This window comes from Janthinobacterium sp. NKUCC06_STL (genome assembly GCF_019345455.1).
In the GTDB taxonomy this organism is placed as follows: Bacteria; Pseudomonadota; Gammaproteobacteria; order Burkholderiales; family Burkholderiaceae_D; genus Janthinobacterium; species Janthinobacterium rivuli.
The window spans coordinates 1-17,257 of the sequence record NZ_JAHKQY010000006.1 but is presented as its reverse complement, the minus strand read 5'-3'; the positions used below and the strand labels follow the sequence as shown (position 1 = coordinate 17,257).

Here is a 17,257-nt window from a genome sequence, read left to right as displayed (position 1 = left end):
TCCCGGTTAGCGGTGCTTCGGTTTCAGATAGCGCAGGCACAGCAGGGCGATGCCGATGCAGAACAGCGAGACGACGAAGCTGGCCGCCAGCGCGCGCGGCAGTTTCAAGTGTTTGAGACCCTGGTCATACGCGTAGTACAGCGCCGTGAAGGTGGAATTCATCGGCCCGCCCTGGGTCAGCACGTCGACTTCCTGGTACGCCTTGAGGGCCGCCAGCACGGACAGGATGGAGCACAGCATGATGGTCGGGCGCAGCATCGGCACGGTGATCTTCCAGAAGCGCTGCCAGCGGTTGGCGCCATCGAGCATGGCCGCTTCCTGCATGTCCGACGGAATCGATTGCAGGGCCGCCAGGTACATCACCATGTACCAGCCCAGGCCGCGCCACAGGGTGACGAACATCACGGCAAACAGGGCCAGGCTGTCGTTCGACAGCCAGCCCACGGGCGCGTTCACCAGTTTTAAGGTCATCATCACGTAATTCAGCGCGCCCTGTTCGTGGAACATGAAGCCCCACATGATGCCGACCACGGACACGGTGGTCACCACGGGCACGTAGAAGGCGGCGCGGAACAGACGGATGCCGGGCAGGCGGTTGTTCACCAGCACGGCCAGGGTGATGGCGCCCACCTGCACGAAGGGCACCATCAGCAAGAACATCAGCGAGTTTTTCAGGCCCGAGACGAACATCTCGTTGTTGAAGATGTAGCGGAAGTTGTCGAGGCCGACGAAGCGCGTCTCGCGTATCAGGCTGTAGTCGGTAAACGCCAGCACGGAGCCGTAGCCGACGGGCCAGAAGGAAAAGGCGGCCAGCAGCAGCAGGGCGGGGGCGAGGAACAGCCAGGCTTGCACGGTATGGCGGTGGGCGAGTTTCATGGGGTCCTCAGTGGCGCGGCAGGGTGGCCAGCTTGCGGTTCCAGATGGCGACGGCCTGGTCCAGCGCCTGCTGCACGTCCTGCTTGCCCGTCACGCCTGCCTCGACGGCTTTTACGAGCGAGCGGCGCAACTCGTCGTAATCGTCGATGCCGGCCACGTACAGGGTGCGCGAGTGATTCATCGACAGCGCGCCGGCGGCCACCGCCTTTTCAGCCGCGCCCGCGTTCTGCGGCGTGGACAGAAAAAACGGATCGGCCGCCGCTTTCACGGTGGTGGGAAAGACGCTGGCCTGCTTGGCGAAGGCCAGCTGGTTTTCGTCGTTTGTCAGGAAGCGCGCGAACTTGCCGACCGATGGCAACTGGCGCGCCGGCACGCCTTTCGGAATGGCGAAGTGCACCAGCCAGCCGCCATCGGCGATACCTGTGGGGCCCAATGGCGCGGGCGCCACGTCGGTGATGGCGTAGATGTCTTTCGCATCGCCGCGGATGCGCTGCATGGCCGTCGGCGGCGCCAGCAGCATGCCCAGGCGGCCGCCCTTGTAGGCGTCGATCACGGCGGGGAAATTGTCTTCGGCGAACAGGCTTTCTTTCAGTAGGCCGCCCACTTTATAGGTGTCGGCCAGCTTTTGCACCAGCGCCACGTGCTGCGGCGAGTTGAAGACGGCGCGGTTGTTCTGGACCACGCCCAGGCCCTGCTGCATGAACAGGCCATCGATTTTGGAGAGGGCGGGCGCGATGCCGGCCTTGCCCGTGCGTTGCGCGATCTGACGCGCAAACGCCAGCTGTTCATCGAGGCTGGCGGGGCCGCGCGTGAGGCCCGCCTGCTTGAAAATGGCGGTATTGAAGGCGATCACCGCGACATTGCTGTACATGGGAAAACCGTAGGTGCCGCCCTTGAAGCGCAAGTCCGCCAGGGCGCTGGGAATGTAGCTGGCGCGCGCATCCGCGATCAGGCCATCGACTTGTGTGAGCAAGCCATCGCGCGCGAATTCGTCGGCCCAGGGCACGTTCAGGCTGACCAGCGCGGGCGGCGTGCCGGCCACGATGCGCGTGACCAGCTTGGTCTGGATGACGTCCCATGGAAAATCGATCCATTCGATCTTGACGCCGGGATTTTGCGCCTCATAGCGCGCCACCACCGCATTGAAATACGGCGTGAACTTGGGCTTCATGCTGAAGGTCCAGAATTCGATTTTCTCGGCAGCCCATGCCTGCGGCGCGAGCATGCCCGCGCAGGCAACAACCGCCAACAGTCTCTTGATCGTCATTTTTATCCTGGAGCGCGAGGCTCCAATGTCCATGAGTCCGCGGCGCGGGTACATGCCCTTGCCGTCGCTTATATTCGGGTGCTGCGGACGGCAGCGTCGTCCCGTGCCGGGGGCGAAGCTGCCGATACTGCTTAAATATTGCTTAGTTTGTTTTTGTTACCTTGCTCAGGTGACGCGGCGCATCCGGGTCCATGCCGCGCGCGGCCGACAGTTTCGCCGCCATCACGTAGAAGGACTGGATGGCGACGATCGGATCGAGGTCCGGCGTGGCCGCCACGGGCAGGGTCAGGTCGCGCTCTGCCACGTCGGCGGGGGCCGCCAGCAAGACCTTGGCGCCGCGGCCGCGCATCTCTGTGGCCAGTTGCAGCAGGCCGGCCTGCGTCGGGCCGCGCGTTGCAAAAATCAGCAGCGGGTAGCCGTCTTCGATCAGGGCCATCGGACCGTGCTTGATTTCGGCGCCGCTGAACGCTTCCGCCTGCAGGGCCGAGGTTTCCTTGAATTTCAGCGCCGCTTCCAGCGCCACGGGGAAGCTGATGCCGCGTCCCACGACCATGATGTTGCGGGCCGGGGCCAGCACGTCGATGGCGGGCGACCAGTCGACGCGGGTCGCTTCGAGCAGCGCTTCAGGCAGCGCTTCCAGGCCGGCCTGCAGTTCAGGGTCATTCTGCCACTGGGCCACCATGCGCGCGCCGGCGACCAGGCTGGTAATAAAACTCTTGGTGGCGGCGACGCTTTGTTCCTTGCCCGCGCGCAGGGGCATGGCCCATTCGGCGGCGTGCGCCAGCGGCGACTCGATATCGTTGACGAGGGCCACGGTGGTGGCGCCGCCGTCGCGGAAGTAGCGGATCGGTTCGACCACGTCGGGACTCTGGCCCGATTGCGAGATCGAGATGGCCAGGGTGTCGCGCGTCACCAGCGGCGACTTGTTCAGGGTCACCAGCGACATTGGCAGGGACGCGACGACGCGGCCCAGGCGCGCCATGATCAGGTAAGCGACGTAGTTGCAGGCGTGGTCAGAGCTGCCGCGCGCGATGGTCAGCGCGGTCGAGAACGAGGTGCTCCTCAATTTGCGGCCCAGTTCCGCGTAGCGTTCCGTGTCGCTGGCCAGTTGCAGGGCGACGCATTCGGCGGCGGAAATGGCTTCTTTAAGCATCATTGAGGTCACAGATTTCTCCTTCTATATACACAGCTTTGAGTTTGAGATCGCGATCGAGTACCACCAGATCGGCGTAAGTACCGGGGGCCAGCCGGCCTCGTTCTTCCAGGCCCAGGTAATCGGCGGCGTTGGTCGACACGCGCTTGGACGCGTCGGCCAGGTCCAGTCCCAGTCCCACCAGGTTGCGCAGCGCCTGGTCCAGGGTCAGGGTGCTGCCCGCCAGCGTGCCGTCGGGCAGGCGCACGCCGCCCATGCATTTCTGCACGGCGTGGCGGCCCAGCATGTATTCGCCGTCCGGCATGCCGGTGGCGGCGGTCGAATCGGTGACGCAGTACAGGCGCGGAATGGCGCGCAGGGCCACCTTGATGGCGCCCGGATGCACGTGCAGCAGGTCGGGAATCAGTTCGGCGTATTCGGCGTGCGCGAGGGCGGCGCCGACCATGCCCGGCTCGCGGTGGTGCAGGCCGCTCATGGCGTTGAACAGATGCGTAAAGCCCATGGCGCCGTGTTCCAGCGCGGCCACGCCGTCTTCATAGGAACCGAGCGTATGGCCGATCTGCACGCGCACGCCGGCGTCGGCCAGGGCACGCACCAGGTCCAGGTGGCCGGCGATTTCCGGCGCCACGGTGATGACGCGCAGCTTGGCCAGGGTTTGCAGGCGTTCGATTTCAGCCAGCGTGGCGGCGCGCGCGTAGTTCGGCTGCGCCCCGAGCTTGCCGGAATTGATGTACGGGCCTTCCAGGTGGGCGCCCAGCACGCGCGCCGTGTTCGGGCGGCGGTGGTTGGCGGCGATGCCGATGGCCGTCAAGGCCATGTCGATGTCTTCCGGCGGCGCCGTCATGGTGGTGGCCAAGAGGCTGGTGGTGCCGTGGCGCGCATGGATGGCCGCGATGGTGTAGACGGCTTCGCCGCCTTCCATGATGTCCTTGCCGGCACCGCCATGCACGTGCAGGTCGATAAAGCCGGGCAAAATATAGTCGTCGCTGTTGTTCGACGGGTGGAGTGAATCGCCCGTGATGCTGTCGACGCGCTCGCCGAAGGCGATGGCGCCGTGGATCCAGCCGCCGGGGGTAAGGATATTGCCTTTGATAGTGCTGCTCATCTGCGCGACTCCGCTACGAATTCATAATAATCACTGCGGCAATACGAGTGGGTCAGTTCCACCGCTGCGCCGTTGTCGAGATAACTGACACGGGTGATGTGCAGCATGGCTTCACCCGTCTTGATATTGGCCAGCTTGGCCTGTTCCGCCGTGGCGTTGACGGCGCGGATATGCTGCAGCGCGCGCATCGGGATGGTGCCGCGCGACTCCAGGTAGCCGTACAGCGAATCGGTCACCTGCTGCGGGTCCGGCATGTACAGCGCGGGGATGGTGGTCGTTTCGATCGCCATCACCACTTCGTCGGCCGTGCGCAGGCGGCGCAAGCGCGCCACCGGCATGTGCGGCGACAGGCCCAGCGACAGCAGTTCCAGCGGCGCGGCCGAGCCGATATCGCGCTGCAGCCAGCGCGAGCCGGCCGTAAAGCCCCGCTGGCGCAATTCTTCCGAAAAGCTCGTCAGGCGCGACAGCGGCTGTTCCAGCTTGGGCGTGATGTAGGTGCCCGAGCCGCGCTTGCGCGTCAGCATGCCCCGGTCGCACAGCATGTCGATGGCCTTGCGCGCCGTGACGCGCGAGATTTCCAGGATGTCCGACAGCACGCGCTCGGAAGGCAAGGCCTGGTTGGCGCGCCAGTCGCCGCTGGCGATGCCGTCCGATAGCATGTTCGCCAGTTGCATGTAGAGCGGCGTGTCGCTGGCCGGATTGGGTTTGAAGGTGGACAGTTTGGCCAGCATGGTCATTGCTCCTGCAAGTACTTGCGTATCAGGCGCAGACCGCCTGCGGCCGAGTCGCCCTGTGCCGGCACGACCAGTTTCAATAGTTCCGCCGGCAGGTAGGCCGACAAGGGCGCCGCCAGGCCGCCGCACAGGGCCACAGGCAAGGCGCCGGCCGGGTCGAGCGCCCTGGCGATCAGCGCGATCTGCTGGCCCGCGTCGACCAGGATGGTGCGCGCCACGACATTGCTGGCCGCGTGTTCGAGCACCAGGCGCGCCAGTTGCGCGAAATTGGTCTGGCTGGCGGCCGCGAGCCACACTTGCATGGCGTCGCGCTGGCCGCCGCAGGCATCGATGATGGCCGTGGCGAAGGCGCTGCCGGGCACGCGCCCGTCAACCACTTGCTGCGCGTGGTTGATGGCGCGCATGCCGATCCAGGCGCCGCCCGCCTCGTCGCCCGAGGGGAAGCCCCAGCCGCCCACTTCATGGCTGCTGCCGTCCGCGTGCAGCACTTCGCCCACGCTGCCCGTGCCGATGGCCACGATGGCGCCCGGCTGGCCCGCGTGCGCGCCCAGCAGGGTGGTCAGGGCGTCCGATTCGAGCGCCACCAAGGCATAGCCGGGATTGTGTTCGACGAAGCTGGCGGCCCACTGCTTGTTGTGCACGCCGGCCAGGCCCAGGCCGATGGCCATGCGCTGCAACGATGGCTGTTCCAGTCCGGCCGCGCGGAAGGCCAGGGTGACGGCGTGCGCCACGGAGGTCCAGGCCCGTTCGATGCCCAGTCCCAGGCCGGATGGACCGCTTTGTCCCTGCGCCAGTTCCTCGCCATTGAGGCGCGCCAGGCGTACGCGGGTTCCGCTGCCCCCGCCGTCGACGCCGATTATGTATTCGATCATGTTGTGCAGTCCCGCGTTTGGTTGAATGCGCCTGTCTCGGTTCTTTTATTTGTCGGGCGGCGAAAAGCTGAAGGCACTATATTGTTGCCCCGATGGCTAGTCAAGAGGTATTTAAGTGGTATTGTAAAATAGTGTGGCGCTTGACACGGCCTGCCCGAGGGTGTGATTGCAAGTCATTGTTAGTAAAGGAATTTTTGTATATCGTGAATGGTATTGAAATTGGCCTTGTTTAATGCCAATTTTTTAGCACTGGTCTGCGCCGCGCGCTGTGGTGTTGCTTGTGTGCATGCTTGGCAAGGGACGCCATGAAGAGTAAAGTCCGCCTTTTACACCTGAGTTGGAAGAGCATGATGAACGACAAGGCAGCAAAGAGCGAGTACTGGGACGACTGGCAGCAAGAGGCGCTGGCCGCCGGCGTGTCGGCGCCGCTGGCTAAGCTGGGCATGGAAATGATGCGCACGCACCGCAAGAACCGCTGGCCGAAGGATTTCCTGGGCCGCGAAAGCGATGGCCCGGTCATGATCGAAATGTGCCTGGAAGACGAGGCCGAAACGGAATTGTTCTTTATCGAGAACCTGCATCCCTACGATGCGGAGCTGATCGAAAAGACGCGCCGCCGCCTGTGCCTGCACTGAGTGTGCGCTGACGTGTGACTGGAACGGCCGCCTTGTGCGGCCGTTTTGCTTTTCGGCTGGCATTTTCATGGGGGAGTGTCATAATGGCCCAGGCATTTTCGCCCAGGTATGGAGTAGATAATGAGCAAGGCACAGGACAGCAAGAAGGAAGCCAAGAAGGAACCGGCCAAGAGCATGAAGGAAAAGAAGGAAGCCAAGAAGGTCAAGAAAGAAGAGCGCAAGCGCTGATCATGCGTCTGCGCCGTTGCTTGACGCGCCCGTGGCGTGCGCCGGCCCTGCTGGCGGCGTTCGCCCTGCTGGCCACTGGCGTGCCCGTGTCCGGGGTGCTGGCGCAGCAAAAGCCGCCGCCGTCCACGTTCGGGCAAGTGGTGGGCAATGCCGTGCTGTGCATCGACCAGATCGACAACAAGGCCTTCTATGCCTATCTGCTGACGGCTTTCGGTCCCGCCTACAAGCATGAAGGGGGCGCCTACTGGTTCCGCACGGACGCCACCTTGTGGGGCGCGCCGATTACCGACGTCATCGTCAGCGACGACACCAGTCCCCTCGTCTTCATGGGCGTGGTGGCGGACGCGACGCCGGAAAAGCTGGAACCGGCCATCCGCGGCGTCTCGGGCCTGCGTTTCAATAAACTCGACAATTCCGCCTTTCCTGTCCGTGGTTCCGTGCCTGGCAGTAAAATCGTCTACTTCCGTAGCAAGGCGAAAGTGTATTGCGCTAAATACAAGCCGTTGCCGCCCGCCCGCACCCGCTGAGGGGTTCGGCTCGCCGCCGCGCATTTTGATCGTTTCATCCGCAGGGTCTCCATGTACACGCATTATTTCCAGCTCAAGCAATCGCCGTTTTCGATCGCCCCCGATCCGCGCTACCTGTTCATGAGCGAACGCCACCGCGAAGCGCTGGCGCACCTGCTGTATGGCGTGGGCAGCGGCGGCGGCTTCGTGCTGCTGACGGGAGAAATCGGCGCCGGCAAGACCACCGTGTGCCGCTGCTTCATGGAGCAGATTCCGGAAAACTGCCAGCTCGCGTATATCTTCAATCCGAAACTGTCCGTCGAGGAATTGCTGCTGTCGATCTGCGAGGAATTCCGCATCGCCCCGGCGCCCGGCGTGTCCAGCGTGAAAGGCTATGTCGACGCCATCAACGCGCACCTGCTGGCCAGCCATGCACAGGGCAAGAACAATGTGCTGATCATTGACGAAGCGCAAAACCTGTCCGCCGCCGTACTCGAACAATTGCGCTTGCTGACGAATCTGGAGACGAGCGAGCGCAAGCTGCTGCAGATCATCCTCATCGGCCAGCCGGAATTGCGCGCCATGCTGGCCCGGCCGGAACTGGAGCAGCTGGCGCAGCGCGTGATCGCCCGCTATCACCTCGGTTCGCTGACGGCGGACGAGACGGCCAGCTATATCCGTCACCGCCTGGCCGTGGCGGGCAGCACGGCGCAGACGCCGTTCGCGCCCCGTTTGATGGCGCAAATTCACGCCATGAGCCACGGCGTGCCGCGCCGCATCAACCTGCTGTGCGACCGCGCGCTGCTGGGCGCCTACGTGGAAAACCAGCCGCAAGTGACGCGCCAGATCCTGCGCCGTGCCGCCGAGGAAGTGTTTGCGGAAGAGGGCAAGCCGGCTGCCGGACGGGGTCTGCGCTGGCCGCACGTGGCCGGTGGCGTGCTGGCCGGCGCCGTGGTCACGGCTGCGCTGGCCTGGCATTTCATGCCGCATGCGCCTGCCACAGTGGCCGTGGCGACAGCACCTGCCGTGGTGGCGCCGGCAGCGCCCGCTGCGGCAAGTGTTCCTGCGCCCGCCAGCGTGCCGGACCGCAACGCCATGCTGCGCCAGCTGGCCAGCCTGTGGGGCGAGCAGTTGCCGGCCGGCGACGCTTGCCAGGCGGGCGCGCGCGCCGGCCTGCGCTGCCTGCACAGCCGTGGCGGTATCGCCGAGCTGCGCGTGCTGGACCGTCCCGCCCTGCTGGCCTTGCGCGACGGGGAGGGCAGGGAACAGCTGGCGCTGCTGACGCGCTTGCAGGACGAGACGGCCACCTTGATGCTCGATGGTAAGCAGCAAAGTGTGCCGCTGGTCCAGCTGGCGCAGCGCAGCGATGGCGCTTTCACGACCTTCTGGCGCGCCCCGCGCAGCTGGCGCGACGAGGTGCCGCTGGGCGCCCGCGGCGCCGACGTGGACTGGCTGGCGCAGCGCCTGGCGCAGCAGCGGGGCTTGCCTGTGCCGGCCGCCAATCTGCCGCTCGACGCCGAGATGCAGGGCCAGCTGCGGGCTTTCCAGCAAAGCCAGAACCTGCGGGCAGATGGCCTGGCGGGTCCGAAAACGTATATACGCCTGATGCAGCTGGGTGACAATTCGGAGCCGCGCCTGAGCAGCGCAGCTCCTGCCGTGGCGGCGTCCGCTGCGACGGCGATGGTGGCGGGGAAATAAGATGTCCTACATACTAGAAGCACTGAAAAAATCGCAAGCCGAGCGCCAGCTGGGCGAGTTGCCGTCGATCCACGCACCGCAAGTGCAGCTGCATGATGCCGCCGCGTCCGGCGCGTCGCGGCGCGCGCCTGTCTGGCTGGCGCTGGGTGGCGTTGCCGTAGCCGTGGCTGCCGCAATGCTGCTATGGCAGCCTTGGCAGGCAGCAGCCACCGCACCGGCGGCCGTTGCTGTCGTCCCTACTGTGCTGGCCCAGGCTGTGCCCGCGCCGATGCCGGTAGCTGCGCCACCGGCGACCCCCGCGCCTGCGCCGGTTCCCGTTGCGCAAGTCACGCCCGTGCCGCCGGCGGCCACCGCCGCGCCCGTGCACCATGCCAGGCCTGTGGCGGAACCAAAGCAGGAGTCGCCCGGCCAGGCCGCGCCGTCTGTCCCCGCTCCTGCGCCTGCCGTGCCTGCGCCTGCTGCCGAAGAGACCGTGCCCGGCATGCGCGACTTGCCCGAGCCGATACAGCGGCAAATCCCTGCGGTCGCCATCGGTGGCTATATCTATTCGAAGAATCCGGCCGACCGCCTGCTGCTGATCGACAAGGTACTGCGCCACGAAGGCGAGGAGCTGGCGCCGGGACTTGTGCTGGAAAAGTTGCAGCCGAAGGCGGCCATCTTCAGTTTCAAGGGCTACCGCTACCGCGTGCCGTATTGAGTTGTTGTGCATCAAGGCCGGGCCGCCATAGCTGAACCATACTGGCCAGGCCTGGTCGAACCAGGGTCGCTGCGACCGTGTGCGCGGCCGGGGAGGTCCGATGATTGCTGCCGCAGCTGCTGGTGAGGGTGTGCTTGATGTGGGTGTGCCTGGAAACCTGGCGCGCATCGACCACATCGTCGTGCTGATGATGGAAAACCGCTCGTTTGACCACATGCTCGGCTACCTGAGCCTGGAAGGCGGGCGCGCCGATATCGATGGCTTGCAGGCCAGCCATGCCAACGTGCATGCGGGCGTCAGCTACCCCGTGCACCATTTGCGGCGCACGGCCTTTGGCCCGCAGCAAGACCCGTCGCATACGGGCATGTCGGTGGCGCAGCAATTGCAAAACAATAATGGCGGCTTTGTCGACGACTATGCGCAAACGCATCCGGGCGACCCCGACATCGATCTGGTGATGGGTTACTACAATGGGGCAGACTTGCCCATGTACGATTTCCTGGCGCGGGAGTTCTGCGTCTGCGACCGCTGCTACAGCTCCGTGCCGGGCGCCACCTGGCCCAACCGCCTGTATGCCATCAGCGGCAAGGCGGCCGGCAGCCACGACAGCAAGCGCGTGCCCCTGTATGCGAACAAGTCCTTCGTGCGCCACCTCGAGCGTGCCCAGGTCAGCTGGAAATTCTATTCCGCCTGGAAGCCCTGGAGCCTGGCGCTGACGGACGACCATTACCGTTCGTCGGAAATGTACGAGCCGTTCGGCTCCAGCGCCCGCCGCTATGGCTTCATCGGCGATGCGCTGGCGGGCACCTTGCCCTCCGTCAGCTGGATCGATCCGCATTTCTTTGACAATGACGACCACCCGCCGGCCGATATCCGCGCCGGCCAGGCGCTGGTGGCGCAGGTCTACCAGGCCCTGTCGCGCGGACCGGCCTGGGCGCGCACCTTGTTCATCCTCAGCTATGACGAGCACGGCGGCTTTTTCGACCATGTGCCGCCGGGCCCCGCCATCGATGACGACCCCGCGTTTCGCCGCTACGGCGTGCGTGTGCCCATGCTGCTCGTGTCGCCGCTGATCGCGCCGGGCAGCGTCAGCCACGAGGTGGTCGACCACACGTCGATCATCAAAACCATTTTGCAGCGCTTTTGCCGCGCCGCCGATGGCGCCTTGCCCCAGATGGGCGCGCGCGTGGCGGCCGCCAGCGGCCTTGGCGCCGTGCTGACCCTGGCGCAAGCGCGCGCCGCGCCTGCCGTGCCCGCTGCTGTGCTGGCGCAGCGGGCAGCATGGGAGGCGGAGGTGCGGGCGCAGGATTTTACTTCGCTGGCGCCCGCTTGCCCGCCCGATGGCGTGCTGGCCACCGCCGCCACCGTACCGTTCCAGTCCGATGCCGAGGCGGGCGCGATCGCCGCCCACCGGCAATTGGCGCGCACGGCCAGGAATGCGCAGGCGGTGAATAGTAAAACCGCGGGAACGACAGCGCCGAAGTCCACAGGCAGGCGCCGGCGGCAGGTGTCCGCCGGCGCGAAGAATGGTGGAAAACCTGGCGGCGCTTGACTTGGGCGATGCGCTGGGCAATGCGCTGCGCTGCGCCAGGCGGTCGCGCCCGTGGGGCTGCGTATAATCATTCCTTCTCAATCAAGGAGTGACCATGCACGATGCGATGCCCGCACACCCGGTACTCGGTGTGATCGGCCGTTCCGGTAGCGGCAAGACGACCCTGCTGGAATTTGTGGTGAAGGAACTGGCGGCGCGCGGCTTGCGCGTCAACCTGGTCAAGCACAGCCACCATGATCTGGCGCTGGAACCGCCGCAAAAAGACAGCGCCCGCCTGCGCCTGGCCGGGGCGGCGGAAGTGCTGGTGGCGTCGCCGTACCGTTTTGCCATCGTGCATGAGCTGCGCGGCGCGCCCGAGCCGAGCCTGGCGCAGCAATTGTCCCGCATGGGGCCGGCAGACCTGACCCTGGTCGAAGGTTTCAAGACGGATCCCATTCCCAAGCTGGAAGTGTTTCGTCCGGAAGTGGGACAGGCGCCCCTGTATCCGCACGACCCGCATGTGATCGCCGTGGCCTCCGACAGCCCGGCGCCGGCCGACTTGCGCGAAGGCGTAGAATGGCTGGACTTGAATGCGCGCGAGCACGTGCTGGCCTGGCTGCTGCTGCAGTTGGAAAATAAGCTGGAAAAATAAGCTAAAGGTTTGCCGCGGCCATCCGTTAATACTGGTAGAACCTCATTGGAGAAACGTATGGACGTCGGAAGCATTGCTCAACTGTCAACCACGATGGCGGAGACAGGCACGCGGCAAGCCGTCGGCTTGACTGTCCTGAAAAAAGCCCAGGATATCCAAAGCTCGACCGCCACGGCCTTGCTGGCAGCGTTGCCACCGGTACAGTCGGCGCCTAGCCTGCCGGCTCACCTCGGTAACCGCATCAACACGACCGCCTGAGCGCAGTCCCGCGGCGCCAGCCTGGCGCCCGCTCTATCTACGCCCACACCACCGTCATCAACGGTGGCGAGTGGGCGTTTTTGTCTGTCTTTCCGCTTTCCCCCTCTATAAAATTGACTGATTGAAGATGGTTCGCCATGGCGCGGCCGATTCAGTAGAATGACGTCCATCACCCCATGTTGCCCATCGTGCAGCCCGGGGCGTGCCGTGATTTGCCGCGATTACTTATCGATTACTTATCGATTACTTTGACCCATGCAAGAGGATTTTCCATGAACAAACGTCAAGCTCTCATCGCCGCCGCCCTCGCGGGCATCTGTGCCGGCACCACCCTCAACGCGGCCGCGCACGATGGCCCCGCTCCTGGCGACAAGGAAAAATGCTATGGCGTGGCCAAGGCAGGGCAGAACGATTGCGCCTCGTCCGATGGCGCGCATTCCTGCGCGGGCCAGGCGGAGGCGGACAACCTGCCGACCGAATGGACTTATGTTGCCAAGGGCACGTGCGAACAGGCGGGCGGCTCCGTCAAGCCCATCAAGGCCGGCAAGGCTGCCAAACCGGCCACGCAGCCCTAAGCGTTCGCCGCCTGCCCATGCCGCCGCGCATCCAGGCGTTTGCCGGTGTCGGCCTGCGCGCCGCGCATTACCGCGACTTCCTGGCGCGCCGGCCCAAGGTCGGCTGGCTGGAAGTGCACACTGAAAACTATCTGCAGCCGTCGGGCTGGGATAATCATGTGCTGCAAGCCTTGCGCCAGGATTACCCGATCAGCCTGCATGGCGTAGGGCTGGGCCTGGGTTCCGCGCGGGGCTTTTCCGAAGCCCATTTGCAGCGCGTGCGCGCCGTGGTCGAGCGCATCGAACCGGCCCTCGTGTCGGAACACCTGAGCTGGGGCGCCGTGGCGCAGCAGCAACTCAATGATCTGTTGCCGCTGGCCTTGAATGGCGCCGCCCTCGATTTACTATGCGCACGAGTGGGGCGGGTGCAGGATGTGCTGAAAAGACCGATCTTGCTGGAGAATGTCTCCACTTGCCTGCGTTTTGCCGACGATGCCATGAGCGAGGCGCAATTCCTGGTGGAGCTGGCGCGCCGCAGCGGTTGCGGCCTGCTGCTCGATATCAATAACCTGTATGTGAACCAGTGCAACCACGGCGAAGACGCTTTGGCGGCCATGCAGTCCATTGCGCCGGGCAGCGTGGGCGAGCTGCACCTGGGCGGCCATCTGCTGACGCCGCATGCCGTGATCGACCATCATGGCGCCGCCGTGGCCGATCCCGTCTGGGATTTGTATGCGGCCGCCTTGCTGCGCTTTGGCGCCATGCCCACCCTGATCGAATGGGATACGGACTTGCCCGCCCTCGATATCCTGCTGGACGAGGCAGACAAGGCGCAAGCCATGCTGGCGCGCCATGCGCCGCAAACGCCATGGCAGGGAAGAGTGCTGCCGTCCCCGCCGCCGCCCGTGTCGCTTGACGCGCTGACGGCCGGCCAGCAAGCGTTTGCTACAGCCTTGCTGGATGCTGAGGCCGCATTGCCAGCGTTCGCGGGAGAAGCCGTGCCGCAGCGTTTCTCGCTGTACCGCGGCAACCTGAGCGCCACCTGGCGCCGCACCCTGGGCCACGCCTATCCCGTCGTGCTGGCGCTGGTGGGCGAGGCATTCTTTGCTGGCCTGGCGCGCGCGTATGGCCGCCAGTACCCGTCCGATAGCGCCGACTTGAATGAGTTTGGCGCCCGTTTCGCCGATTTTCTGGCCAGTTTCCCGCATGTGGCCACCTTGCCCTACCTGCCGGACATGGCGCGCCTGGAATGGGCCGTGCACCTGGCCCATTACGCGGCCGATGCGCAGGGCCTGGCGCCCGAGTCGCTGGCCGCCCTGCATCCCGATCAACTGGAAGCGCGGCGTTTCCGCTTGCATCCCGCTTGCGCCTTGCTGGCGTCCAGCTGGCAAGTGGCGGCCCTGTGGCAGGCGCATCAGGAAGGTGAGGGGCAGGGGAAGTTTCCGCAGGAGTTGCAGGTGGCCAGCTGGGCGCTCGTATGCCGGACGCGCTGGAAGGCGCAGGTGCTGGTAGTGGATGTGGCCGCGCATGCGGCCTTGGTCATGTTGCAGCAGGGCCAGACGTTTGGCGCCGCGCTCGATGCGGCGTTCGAGCTGGACCCGGCATTCGACCTGGCCGCCCACTTGCGCCAGTGGCTGGCGCACGCGGTGTTGACAACCTGACGGTTATTCGAAGGCCCGCAGCAGGCGTGCTTCGCCCGTCTGATCACGGTACAGGGCATTCGCTGCCAGGGTGGCGTCCATCATGCGCGTAACTTGCTCTTCTTCAAAGCGGGCCAGCTCGGCCGTGGCCGCGACGAGGGCCAGTTCCAGCCTGGCGCGCGCGCTCTGGTACAGGCTGCTGGTGTATTTGTCTGTGTTACGCAGCAATTCTTCCGCGTTTTCTATTACCTGGCGCAAGTCGCCGATCAGGCGTTCCTGGCTGCGCGTACCTTGTTCGGGCTGGTCCATGGCGCTCCCCTTCTGCAATCGATATTTATCTGACAATAACGACGTGTTTGCAGCTTGATCCAGGCAGCCAGCTGGACGCATGGGGCCGCTTTCGCACCCCATGCCGGCGTCACACGGGAGCGACGACCGTGATACGGATATCGCCCACGCTGACGACCTGGCCGGCCCGGATCTTGGCGGTCTTGCGCAATTCCTTCTTGCCATCGACCTTCACCACGCCGCTATCGACCATGACCTTGCCTGCGCCACCGCTGTCGCACAGGCCGACCAGCTTCAACAGCTGGTTCAGCTCGACGAACTCGGATGTTAAATCAAAGCTTACTTTTTGCATTGTATCCCTTATTGCAATGATGTGTTTTCAACACTTGATGACGACCTCAACTAACTCATAGTTTACCTGAAGCCGCCAGCAATGCAGGGTGGAAGTCAGCTTTTGTTGGGCCGCGTCATCTCCAGGGGCACGATCCACGCACCGAATTGCTCTTCCGTCACAAAGCCCAGGGCCAGCGCCGCTTCCTTCAAGGTCGTGCCTTCATGCTGGGCCTGCTTGGCGATTTGCGCTGCCTTGTCGTAGCCGATGTGCGGCGCCAGCGCCGTGACCAGCATCAAGGAACGCTCCATCAGGTCGGCGATGCGTGCACGGTTCGGTTCGATGCCGTGGGCGCAATGCTCGTCGAAGCTGCGCATGCCGTCGCCCAGCAGGCGCGCGCTTTGCAGGAAGTTGTGCGCAATCAAGGGCTTGAAGACGTTCAGCTCGAAATTGCCCGAGGCGCCGCCCACCGTGATGGCGACGTCGTTGCCGAACACCTGGCAGCACAGCATGGTCAGCGCTTCGCACTGGGTAGGATTGACCTTGCCCGGCATGATGGAGCTGCCCGGCTCGTTTTCCGGTATCGTGATTTCACCGAGGCCGGAACGGGGGCCGGAGGCCATCCAGCGCACGTCGTTGGCTATTTTCATCAGGGCCGTGGCCAGGGTTTTCAGCGCGCCATGGGCGGCGACCAAGGCATCGTGGGCGGCCAGGGCCGCAAACTTGTTGCTGGCCGTCTCGAACGGCTGACCCGTCAGGCGCGCCAGTTCTTGCGCGATACGGCCGGCAAATTCCACGTGGGCATTCAAGCCCGTGCCGACAGCCGTGCCGCCGGCGGCCAGTTGCAGCAGCGGCGGCAACGAGGCCGCGATGATGTGCTCGGCAAAGTCCAGCTGCGCCACGTAGCCCGAGAATTCCTGGCCCAGGGTCAGCGGCGTCGCATCCTGCAAGTGCGTGCGGCCGATCTTGACGATGTCGGCAAATTCCGTCGCTTTCGCGTCCAGGGTGGCGCGCAGCTGGCGCAGCGGCGGCAAGACCGTGTTGGCGACGGCCAGGGCGGCCGCCACGTGTATGGCGGTGGGAAAGATATCGTTCGAGGACTGGCCCAGGTTGACGTCGTCGTTCGGATGCAGCAGGCGCTCGGCACCGCGCAAGCCGCCGATCAGCTCGGAGCCGCGGTTGGCCAGCACTTCATTCATGTTCATATTGCTTTGCGTGCCCGAGCCCGTCTGCCAGACGGCCAGCGGGAATTCTGCATCATGCTTGCCGGCCAGCACTTCGTCGGCTGCCTGCGTGATGGCCACGGCTTTCTTGCCATCTAGTAATCCCAAGTCCAGGTTGACGTGGGCGGCCGCGCGCTTGACGGTGGCCAGGGCGGCGATCAGTTCGGGCGGCATCTTTTCCGTGGAGATATGGAAGTGCTCAAGCGAGCGCTGCGTTTGCGCTCCCCACAGCCGGTCGGCGGGTACGTCGATCGGGCCGAAACTGTCGCGTTCGATTCTGCTACTCATGACATCCCTTTCATCGATAGAGGTGGATCGAGTGTACTCCAGGCGTCAAAAAGGCACAGGATGATGCTGTATTGCATCATTTTTGCCGTGGCCCATCTATATATTTGCGATTTCCTGCCGTTAAAGACAGGCGAGTCCCCATTATTTATCCTGTTATCAAAGCGATCAGTCCATGCACAGCAGCATTATTCCCCGTTGGTCCCTGATCGCGTGCGCCGCCGCCAGCCTGGCCTTGCCGCCCGTCATGGCGGCCGAACTGGGCGAGATGGCCGTGCTGTCGCACGTGGGCCAGCCCTTGCTGGCCGAGATCGAACTGACGGCCCTGGCGCCCGAGGAGGCCAAGGGCGTGGCCGTGCGCCTGGCTTCGCCCGATGTGTACCGCGGTGGCGGCATCGGCATGGATCCGGCCCTGCAGGGATTGACGATCAGCCCGCTGGAGCGCGGTGGACGCCATTATGTGCGCGTGACAACGCGGCAAGCGATCCAGGCGGGTCACGTGCATCTGTATTTATTGCTGGGTAATGGCAATGGCGCCGTCGTGCGCCTGGGCACCGTGTGGCTGACGCCGGCGCCGCCTGCTGCCGCTGCCGTCAGTGCGCCAGCCAGGCCCGCCGTTCCGGTATCCATGCCTGTCCCCGCGCCGTTGCCACGCGCGGTGACCGGCGCGCCATCGCCCGATGCCGCCGCGCTGGCGGCCCGCGCGCGGGCCGAGGGTCTGGTG

General features: G+C 64.9%; 19 protein-coding genes. 10 read left to right on the top strand and 9 right to left on the bottom strand.

The genetic code is table 11. The features are described from left to right. Positions 1-6: 6 nt before the first annotated feature. The 6 genes from KO539_RS18915 to KO539_RS18890 all read right to left on the bottom strand — a co-directional run bounded on the left by KO539_RS18915 (position 7) and on the right by KO539_RS18890 (position 6,007). Positions 7-876, bottom strand: coding sequence for a carbohydrate ABC transporter permease (locus KO539_RS18915; protein ID WP_219310923.1), 870 nt, complete (start codon positions 874-876; stop codon positions 7-9). A gap of 7 nt (positions 877-883) precedes the next feature. Next, positions 884-2,143, bottom strand: coding sequence for an ABC transporter substrate-binding protein (locus tag KO539_RS18910; RefSeq protein ID WP_219310922.1), 1,260 nt, complete (start codon positions 2,141-2,143; stop codon positions 884-886). A 142-nt stretch (positions 2,144-2,285) separates the two neighbouring features. Next, positions 2,286-3,299: an SIS domain-containing protein gene (locus KO539_RS18905; RefSeq protein WP_035825448.1), complete on the bottom strand. Its 1,014-nt coding sequence runs from the start codon at positions 3,297-3,299 to the stop codon at positions 2,286-2,288. Then, entirely contained in the window at positions 3,289-4,401 is a 1,113-nt protein-coding gene (gene nagA / locus KO539_RS18900) for an N-acetylglucosamine-6-phosphate deacetylase (RefSeq protein WP_219310921.1), read from the bottom strand. Before nagA ends, KO539_RS18905 begins: the two co-directional genes overlap by 11 nt. Next, positions 4,398-5,132, bottom strand: a complete 735-nt coding sequence (locus KO539_RS18895; protein ID WP_046685618.1) for a GntR family transcriptional regulator — start codon at positions 5,130-5,132, stop codon at positions 4,398-4,400. The genes nagA and KO539_RS18895 overlap by 4 nt, the downstream gene beginning before the upstream one ends. A 2-nt stretch (positions 5,133-5,134) precedes the next feature. Then, entirely contained in the window at positions 5,135-6,007 is an 873-nt protein-coding gene (locus KO539_RS18890; protein ID WP_219310920.1) for a BadF/BadG/BcrA/BcrD ATPase family protein, read from the bottom strand. 347 nt (positions 6,008-6,354) lie between these two features. Here KO539_RS18890 and KO539_RS18885 point away from each other — a divergent pair, with 347 nt between their 5' ends. From KO539_RS18885 to KO539_RS18845, 9 genes are all read left to right on the top strand, one after another. Then, positions 6,355-6,642, top strand: a complete 288-nt coding sequence (locus KO539_RS18885) for a hypothetical protein (RefSeq protein ID WP_035825453.1) — start codon at positions 6,355-6,357, stop codon at positions 6,640-6,642. Between the two features lie 230 nt (positions 6,643-6,872). Then, entirely contained in the window at positions 6,873-7,397 is a 525-nt protein-coding gene (locus tag KO539_RS18880; protein ID WP_219310919.1) for a hypothetical protein, read from the top strand. 51 nt (positions 7,398-7,448) lie between these two features. Then, the gene (locus KO539_RS18875) at positions 7,449-9,074 is read left to right on the top strand and encodes an ExeA family protein (RefSeq protein WP_219310918.1); all 1,626 of its coding nucleotides are present in this window, start codon (positions 7,449-7,451) and stop codon (positions 9,072-9,074) included. A 1-nt stretch (position 9,075) separates the two neighbouring features. Further along, positions 9,076-9,771 (top strand): general secretion pathway protein GspB, encoded by a 696-nt coding sequence (locus KO539_RS18870; RefSeq protein WP_219310917.1) that lies wholly within the window; start codon positions 9,076-9,078, stop codon positions 9,769-9,771. 100 nt (positions 9,772-9,871) lie between these two features. Continuing rightward, the gene (locus KO539_RS18865; protein ID WP_219310916.1) at positions 9,872-11,323 is read left to right on the top strand and encodes an alkaline phosphatase family protein; all 1,452 of its coding nucleotides are present in this window, start codon (positions 9,872-9,874) and stop codon (positions 11,321-11,323) included. A gap of 94 nt (positions 11,324-11,417) precedes the next feature. Beyond that, positions 11,418-11,954: a molybdopterin-guanine dinucleotide biosynthesis protein B gene (gene mobB / locus KO539_RS18860; RefSeq protein ID WP_176390481.1), complete on the top strand. Its 537-nt coding sequence runs from the start codon at positions 11,418-11,420 to the stop codon at positions 11,952-11,954. Between the two features lie 57 nt (positions 11,955-12,011). Further along, entirely contained in the window at positions 12,012-12,212 is a 201-nt protein-coding gene (locus KO539_RS18855) for a YjfB family protein (RefSeq protein ID WP_034781856.1), read from the top strand. A gap of 272 nt (positions 12,213-12,484) precedes the next feature. Next, positions 12,485-12,787 carry a DUF2282 domain-containing protein gene (locus KO539_RS18850; RefSeq protein ID WP_077400619.1) on the top strand — a complete coding sequence of 101 codons (303 nt, stop codon included), beginning with the start codon at positions 12,485-12,487 and terminating at the stop codon, positions 12,785-12,787. Positions 12,788-12,804: 17 nt separating this feature from the next. Further along, the gene (locus KO539_RS18845) at positions 12,805-14,427 is read left to right on the top strand and encodes a DUF692 family multinuclear iron-containing protein (RefSeq protein ID WP_219310915.1); all 1,623 of its coding nucleotides are present in this window, start codon (positions 12,805-12,807) and stop codon (positions 14,425-14,427) included. A 3-nt stretch (positions 14,428-14,430) separates the two neighbouring features. Here the strand turns inward: KO539_RS18845 and KO539_RS18840 are convergent, their stop codons facing one another. The 3 genes from KO539_RS18840 to fumC all read right to left on the bottom strand — a co-directional run bounded on the left by KO539_RS18840 (position 14,431) and on the right by fumC (position 16,536). Then, positions 14,431-14,715 (bottom strand): hypothetical protein, encoded by a 285-nt coding sequence (locus tag KO539_RS18840; RefSeq protein WP_035825472.1) that lies wholly within the window; start codon positions 14,713-14,715, stop codon positions 14,431-14,433. 109 nt (positions 14,716-14,824) lie between these two features. Next, entirely contained in the window at positions 14,825-15,046 is a 222-nt protein-coding gene (locus tag KO539_RS18835) for an RNA-binding S4 domain-containing protein (protein ID WP_035825476.1), read from the bottom strand. 95 nt (positions 15,047-15,141) lie between these two features. Beyond that, the gene (gene fumC, locus KO539_RS18830; protein ID WP_219310914.1) at positions 15,142-16,536 is read right to left on the bottom strand and encodes a class II fumarate hydratase; all 1,395 of its coding nucleotides are present in this window, start codon (positions 16,534-16,536) and stop codon (positions 15,142-15,144) included. Positions 16,537-16,708: 172 nt separating this feature from the next. Between fumC and KO539_RS18825 the strand changes: the two genes are divergently transcribed. Further along, positions 16,709-17,257: FimV family protein (locus KO539_RS18825; RefSeq protein WP_374106456.1), on the top strand; the 549-nt coding region annotated here is incomplete at its 3' end.